5 protein-coding genes are annotated in these 5,450 nt (G+C 71.6%); 2 read left to right on the top strand and 3 right to left on the bottom strand.

The features are described 5' to 3' along the window. Positions 1-79 precede the first annotated feature (79 nt). Positions 80-1,048 (bottom strand): Lrp/AsnC family transcriptional regulator, encoded by a 969-nt coding sequence (locus E1298_RS43615; protein WP_131903256.1) that lies wholly within the window; start codon positions 1,046-1,048, stop codon positions 80-82. Positions 1,049-1,156: 108 nt separating this feature from the next. On the opposite strand from E1298_RS43615, the gene E1298_RS43610 reads away from it, so the two are divergent. Then, a complete protein-coding gene (locus E1298_RS43610) occupies positions 1,157-2,599 on the top strand; it encodes an MFS transporter (protein ID WP_131903255.1) in 1,443 nt (480 codons plus the stop codon). A gap of 82 nt (positions 2,600-2,681) precedes the next feature. Here the strand turns inward: E1298_RS43610 and E1298_RS43605 are convergent, their stop codons facing one another. Together E1298_RS43605 and E1298_RS43600 are read right to left on the bottom strand one after the other, a co-directional pair. After that, the gene (locus E1298_RS43605) at positions 2,682-3,491 is read right to left on the bottom strand and encodes an ABC transporter permease (RefSeq protein ID WP_131903254.1); all 810 of its coding nucleotides are present in this window, start codon (positions 3,489-3,491) and stop codon (positions 2,682-2,684) included. Continuing rightward, entirely contained in the window at positions 3,488-4,480 is a 993-nt protein-coding gene (locus tag E1298_RS43600; RefSeq protein ID WP_131903253.1) for an ATP-binding cassette domain-containing protein, read from the bottom strand. Before E1298_RS43600 ends, E1298_RS43605 begins: the two co-directional genes overlap by 4 nt. A gap of 357 nt (positions 4,481-4,837) precedes the next feature. On the opposite strand from E1298_RS43600, the gene E1298_RS43595 reads away from it, so the two are divergent. After that, complete coding sequence (locus E1298_RS43595; protein WP_131903252.1) at positions 4,838-5,398, top strand: PH domain-containing protein; 561 nt, start codon at positions 4,838-4,840, stop codon at positions 5,396-5,398. Positions 5,399-5,450: the final 52 nt, after the last annotated feature.

Genomic DNA, 5,450 nt, shown 5'->3' with positions numbered 1-5,450 from the left:
CCACGCGGCTCAATGAACCCCACCCCACCAGCCACCTCCGGCCCGTCGGGTGGTTCGATGACGCCCGGGCTGCCTGGTGTCAGTGCGGGAGGAGAGGGCCGGCCCGCTTGACGGTGCGGATCACCGGGGCCGTCTCCAGGGCGGCGATGGCCTCCAGGGTCGCGACGCGCTCGGTGAGGTAGCGGGCGAGGTCCTCGGTGTCGCGGCAGTTGACGGCGGCGACCAGGTTGGTGGGGCCGGTGGTGAGGGCGACGAACGAGATCTCCGGATGCGCCGCCATGGCCGCCGCCACGTCCGAGAGCGCGGACGGCCGGACCGACATCCACAGCCGCGCCTCCGCGTGGAAGCCCAGCCGCCGGGGCTCGATGTCGACCTGGAAGCCGAGCACGCCCGCGCGCCGGAGCGTCTCCGTCCGGCGCCTGACCGTGGAGTCGGACCATCCGGTGGCCCGGGCGAGGTCGGTGTGGGCGGCGCGTCCGTCGCGCGCGAGGGCGCCGAAGAGCGCTCGGTCGGCGGGGCCCACCTCGATCGCCTCGCCGCCGGCCTCAGGCGGGTGCGGGTGCAGGAGCGCCGCCCGGTCCGGCGGCAGGGTGGCCGGTCCGAGCCACGTGCCCGGCAGGGCGTAGCTGCGCAGCAGCAGGTGCGCGGACACGCCGATGACCCTGCGGGTGCGGGGCAGCTTGTCCAGGAGCAGGACGTCGCGCTCGTCGACCGAGCGGGTCTGGGTGTTGCAGGAGATCTCGGTGCCGCCCGAGAGCAGGTACACGAACGACGTGTCATCCCGGGCGGCGAGGGCGTCGGCGATGGATCCGGCGGCGTCCGGCGTGCATCGCAGCCGGATCGTCCAGGACGTGTAGCCGAGACGCCGCCCGTTCACCGTGCCGACCACGCGCAGCACGCCGGACGAGCGGAGCCGCCGGTAGCGGCGGGCCACGGTGTTCTCGGAGACGCCGAGCGCCTCGCCGATCCGGCTGAACGGCGCGCGCCCATCGATCTGGAGGGCGTGCACGAGCCCGCGATCAACCGCGTCCAAGGTGACGTCTTCCACCAGCTGAGCATATGGCCTGACGGATTCCACCGGAAATGGTGTTGTGGTTGGCGGGCGCGGTTGCCGGATGGCGACGCTGTGGGGGTCTTCGACGAAAGGAAATCCCCCATGCGTGGATGGTGGCCGCTGGTCGCGGTCTGTATGGGCTCGTTCATGTTCCTGGTGGACACGACCATCGTGGCGGTGGCCCTGCCGAGCGTCGCCGCCGGGCTGCACACCTCGCTAGAGGGGCTGCAATGGGTGGCGAACGTGTACACGCTGGTCCTGGCGGTCCTGATGCTCGCCGCCGGGTCGCTCGCCGACCGGTACGGGCATCGCCGCGCCTACGTGACGGGACTGGCCGTCTTCGCGGCGGCATCGGCGGGCTGCGCGCTCGCCCCGAACGCCGGGACCCTCATCGCGGCGCGCGGCGTGCAGGGGATCGGCGGCGCCGCCATGGCGGTCACCGCGTTCTCCCTGATCGGCGGCGTCTACAAGGGACGCGCCATGGGGACGGCCATGGGCGTCTGGGGCGCCGTCAGCGGCCTCGGCGCGGCGGCCGGGCCGATGCTCGGCGGCGTGCTGACCGAGTTCCTGGGCTGGCGCGCGATCTTCTTCGTGAACCTGCCGATCACCGTCGCGACCATCGCGTTGACGCTGCGGGTCATCAGGCCGGACGAACGGGCCGCGCCGTCGCGCCGCACGTCCCTCGACCCGTCCGGGATGGTGCTCTTCGCGGTCTGCGCGGGCGCCCTCACCCACGCGCTGACCAGGGCGGGCGCGGACGGCTGGGGCTCGTCCCAGGTGCTCGGCGGGCTCGCCGTGGCCGCCGCGGCGCTCGCGCTGTTCACCGCCGCCGAGCTCCGCCACCGGCATCCGCTGCTGGACCTGCGGCTTTTCCGCGAACCGGCGTTCGCCGCCGTCATGGCCTGCGTGCTCGCGTCGTCGGTGGCGTTCGCCTGCCTGATCTACACCTCGATCTGGCTGCAGTCGTCGCTCGGCCTCGGCCCCGTCCGGACGGGCGTCGCGATGATCCCGATGGCCCTCACCACGTTCGTGGTCTCGACCGTCTGCGGACGGGCGTTCCACCGCCTGTCACCCAAGATCGGCATGGGCGGCGGGCTGCTGCTCAGCGGCGTCGGCTGCGCGCTCCAAGCGGACCTGGACGGCGGGTCCACCGCGTCCTCGATCACGCTGGGACTGGTCGTGACGGGGGCGGGCGTCGGGCTCATGATCCCGGCGATGGGCACGGCCGTGCTGGCCGCCGCCCCCGCCGGACGCCGCGGGATGGCCGCCGGGGCGATGACCACGTTCCGTCAGCTCGGCCAGACCCTCGGCGTCGCGGCCCTCGGCGTCCTCTTCCAGGACGGCACCCGCGACGACCCCGCCGCCGTGGCCAAGAGCCTCGACCACGTCTACATGGCCGCCGCGCTCATCGGCATGGCAGCGGCCGTCCTGGCCTTCGCGACCGTCCGCCATCCCGCCCCGTCCACCGCCCCCGGGCCTTCGGCCCCTGACGAGAGCTCAGAGGCTTCCGGATCCTCGGCTCCGCGCGGTGGTCTTGGCGGGTGAAAGGGGACGGCCCGATCACCACTGGTGTGATCGGGCCGTCCGCTTGCGGCTCTGGAGCCTGGCGGGCGGCTCTGGGACGCGGTCAGGCGCGCTGTTTGAAGGCGCGGAGCGACAGTGGCGCGAACACCGCCGAGATACCGACGCCCCAAGCCAGCGCGATCAGCGCGTGGTTCAGGACGGGGCCGCCGACCAGAAGGCCGCGCATGGCCTCGACCAGCTGCGTCACTGGGCTGTTGTTCATCACCCAGGCGAGCCACCCCGGGATGCCTTCGGTCGACCTGATGAACGCGGTGCTGAGGAAGCTCAGCGGGAAGATCACGACGAAGCCGAAGATCTGCACCTTCTCCGGCTCGCTGACCTTCATCGCGATGTAGACCGACGTCCACGAGAACAGCACGGCGAACGTGAGCAGCAGCAGGAACGCGGTGCCCAGCGCCAGCACGTTCGTCTTGAGCCGGAAGCCGATCGCGAACCCCACGCCCAGCAGGATCAGCATCGACCACGCCTGCTTGACGGTGTCGGCGAGGATCCGGCCGGCGAGCGGGGCGCTGCGCGCGATCGGCAGGCTCCGGAACCGGTCGAAGACGCCCTTGGTGATGTCGGTATTGAGCCCGAAACCGGTGCTCATCCCGGCGAACAGGGCGTTCTGCGCGATGATCCCGGGAATGACGATCGGCAGGTACTTGTCGACGCTGCCCTCCATCGCGGGCCCGAACACGTAGGCGAACAGCAGCACGAACATGATGGGCTGGATGGACAGGTCCAGCAGCTCCATCGGGTTGTGCTTGATCTGCACCAGATTGCGCCAGGCCAGCGTGAGGGTGTTGCGGACGGTGGTGCCCGGCGAGACCCGTTTCGTCAGGTCCTGCGGCGCGAACGTGGCGGTGGTCATGCCGACGCCCCTTCCTTGTCGGCCGACTCGGCGAGCTCGCCGGCCTCGGCGTCGATATCGTCGGTGTGGTGGCCGGTGAGGGCGAAGAACACCTCGTCCAGGCTGGACTTGCGCAGGGACAGCTCGCCGACGGCGACGCCCGCGTCGTCGAGGCGGCGGACGGCGGCGGGCATCAGCCCCGGGTCGGTGATCGGGACGGAGACCATCCCGTCGCGGAGCTCCGGCTCGGCGCCGGCCAGCTCGCCCACGATGCGCGCGGCGGCGTCGGCGTCGGCCGCGTCGATCGGGCGCACCTCCAGCACCTGGCCGCCGACCTGCGCCTTCAGCATGTCGGACGTGCCGTGCGCGATGACCTGGCCGCGGTCGATCACGATGATGTCGTCGGCCAGTTGGTCGGCCTCTTCCAGGTACTGCGTGGTGAGCAGGACGGTGACGCCGTCCTTGGTCAGGCCGCGGACGATGTCCCACAGGCCGTTGCGGCTGCGCGGGTCGAGACCCGTGGTGGGCTCGTCCAGGAACAGGATCTGCGGCCGTCCGACCAGGCTCGCGGCCAGGTCGAGACGGCGGCGCATCCCGCCGGAGTAGGTCTTGGCGGCGCGCTCGGAGGCGTCGGTGAGCTGGAAGCGTTCCAGCAGCTCGGCGGCCCGCGCCCTCGACTCGCGGCGCGGCATGCCGAGCAGCCGCCCGATGAGGATGAGGTTCTCGGTGCCGGTCAGCATCTCGTCGACCCCGGCGTACTGGCCGGTCAGGCCGATCAGCTGCCGCACCTTGTGGGCTTCCTTCACCACGTCGTGCCCGCCGACCTGGGCGGTGCCCTCGGTGGGCTCGATCAGCGTGGCGAGGATACGGGTGACGGTGGTCTTGCCGGCGCCGTTGGGCCCCAACACGCCCAGAACCGTTCCCGCCTGGGCGGTGAGCGAGACGCCGGCCAGCGCCTCGGTCTCACCGAACCGCTTCACCAGGCCATCGGCCTGGATGGCGTTGGTCATGTGAACTCCTGGGTTTTCGTATGCCGGACATCCCACGCTGAAAGAGGGAAGGACCTGCCAAACTATGCGTTGTCCGGGGTAGGACGCATCCAGTTTTCCCGCCGCCACTGCGAGACCGCCCGGCAGCGGGGGGTGCTTGCGTTTCCAACATCGCACGCGCCACTGACAAAACGCTGGCACCCGCGTCGTGCCCGCTCAGGAGCCGATCTCACACGGACGGGACCGGCGAGGCGTCAGAGCACTGCTGTGGCGGAGTCTTTCAGGAAGGTGAGCCTCCGCTTCGGCTCCCGCTCTCCGGCGCTGCCTCGATCGGGTCGCATGGACTGGCGGCGCGTCCGGGGGTTCTAAACTCGCGGTGTGACGTCGGTGCGGGGCAGTCACCACCAGGACGGCGGGGGGCCGCACCCGCCGCGCCTGCGGCCGCCCGCGAACCGCGTCTCGCCCCGCGCGGTCGCGCACTGGATGATCGAATCCCTGCTGCTGTGGGGCCTGGCGTTCGGCCTCGCGCTGGGCGTGGCCGCCTGGCTCGGCGATTCCGAATGGAGCGGGATGCCCGGCTGGCTGTCGGGCCGCGTCGACTGGCTCTCCTACATCGTGGGCGCCGCGGGCCTGTTCATGGTGACCGTCGCGCCAGTCTGGCGTTACCGCGTCCACCGCTGGGAGGTCAGCGCCGACGTCGTCTACACCCGGACGGGCTGGTTCAGCCGCGAATGGCTCCTGGTGCCCGTCAGCCGGATCCAGACCGTCGACACCGAACAGGGCTGGCTCGAACGGATGCTCGGCCTGGCCACGATCGAGGTCAACACCGCCTCGCACACCGGCTCGTCCGAAGTCTCCGGCCTCCCCGTGGACGTGGCCACCCGCCTCGCCGAGCAACTGGCGCACCGCGCCCACGACCTCCGCGACGACGCGACGTGAACGTACGCGACGAGCGGCCGCCCGAAGAGCCCGCCGACCCACACCCCTCCAC

The organism is Actinomadura rubrisoli, from assembly GCF_004349215.1.
Lineage (GTDB): Bacteria > Actinomycetota > Actinomycetes > Streptosporangiales > Streptosporangiaceae > Spirillospora > Spirillospora rubrisoli.
The sequence above is the reverse complement of the archived record's forward strand: the minus strand, read 5'-3'. Positions and strand labels throughout refer to the sequence as shown.